Origin of the sequence: Candidatus Thiosymbion oneisti, assembly GCF_900092655.1 — a bacterium.
In the GTDB taxonomy this organism is placed as follows: Bacteria; Pseudomonadota; Gammaproteobacteria; order Chromatiales; family Chromatiaceae; genus Thiosymbion; species Thiosymbion oneisti.
In genome coordinates this window covers 1-1,460 of record NZ_FLUY01001411.1, presented here as the reverse complement: position 1 = coordinate 1,460, position 1,460 = coordinate 1, and the positions used below count along the sequence as shown (strand labels likewise).

Annotated in this window: 1 protein-coding gene; it reads left to right on the top strand. The window is 60.4% G+C overall.

Translation table 11 applies throughout. From position 1 onward, the window contains the following. Positions 1 to 154 precede the first annotated feature (154 nt). Complete coding sequence (gene nadA, locus BQ17_RS14470) at positions 155 to 1,222, top strand: quinolinate synthase NadA (protein ID WP_089728235.1); 1,068 nt, start codon at positions 155 to 157, stop codon at positions 1,220 to 1,222. The last annotated feature ends 238 nt before the right edge of the window (positions 1,223 to 1,460 follow it).

Below are 1,460 nucleotides of genomic sequence, written 5' to 3'. Positions count from 1 at the left end.
CAAGCAGCTGTAAGACCGCTCTTGCCTGCAACAAAGGATAGCTCCTCCTTGGTATATAATCACACGGGACCTGACACTACCCAGATCCGGTGTGATTATATACCGAAAAAAACGTGTCTATGATCCGGCGGGACTTGACACCTAGACGACCACCATGGCCTCTATTTCCCCCGCACATCTGACCGATTACCCAGATGAGCCTGGAACCGAGCATCGCATCCAGGCCCCGGAGTCCCCGCGGTGGCCGGTGCTGTCCGGCGCCGAGAGGAACGCGCACAAAGCGCGGATCGCCCGATTGCTGACCGAACGGGATGCGGTCCTGGTAGCCCATTACTACACAGACGCCGATCTGCAGGAACTGGCGGAGGAGACCGGCGGCTGTGTGGCTGATTCCCTGGAGATGGCCCGCTTCGGCAGCGAGAGTGCGGCCAGTACCCTGGTGGTATGCGGCGTCCGTTTCATGGGCGAGACGGCCAAGATCCTCAACCCGGAGAAGCGGGTGCTCATGCCCGATCTGGCGGCCACCTGCTCTCTGGATGAGGGTTGCCCCGCGGATACCTTTGCCGCTTTCTGCGATCGCTACCCTGACCGCACGGTCGTCGTTTACGCCAACACCAGTGCTCGGGTGAAGGCGCGTTCGGACTGGGTAGTAACCTCCAGCATCGCACTGCCCGTGATCAGGCACCTCCACGCGCAGGGAAAAAAGATCCTATGGGCGCCGGACAAACATCTGGGACACTATGTGCGGCGGATGACCGGTGCCGACATGCTGCTGTGGCAGGGGGCCTGTGTCGTCCACGAGGAATTCAAGGGCTTCGCCCTGGACCGGGTGCGGCGGCTGCATCCGGATGCCGCTATCCTGGTCCACCCCGAAGCCCCGGCAGCCGTGGTCGACCAGGCCGATGTGGTCGGCTCCACCGTGCAGCTCATCGATGCGGTGACCCGGCTACCGAACCCGGCGTTCATTGTCGCCACCGACCAGGGGATCTTTTGGAAGATGCGCCAACTGGCACCGGAGAAGAAGCTGATCGCCGCCCCCACCGCCGGCGTAGGCGCCACCTGTGAGAGCTGCGCCCACTGTCCCTGGATGGCTATGAACGCCCTCCAAAACCTGGAGCAGGTCCTGCTCGCAGGGGATCAAGAGATCCGCATCGACCCTGAAATCCAAGCCCGCGCACTGCAGCCGATCCGGCGTATGCTCGATTTTGCCCGCGGGCAATGACATTCTTCGCCTGCAGATTGCCCGGATTTCCACCGATGAAAAACGAAACGATCTGCGTAAGGGAAGGTATTGCATGGCAATCAACCCCCGAGAAAATTTCCCCCAAGGAAATGCGTTGCCGAGATTCCTAGAAACGAATGACATCTGGGATCCCATGTTGGTAGATGTCAGGTCCCGTGTGATTATATACCAAGGAGGAGCTATCCTTTGTTGCAGGCAAGAGCGGTCTTACAGCTGC

Bases quoted from the DNA above. Each gene is read 5' to 3' on its own strand.
- nadA (WP_089728235.1), top strand. From the start codon at position 155: ATGGCCTCTATTTCCCCCGCACATCTGACCGATTACCCAGATGAGCCT.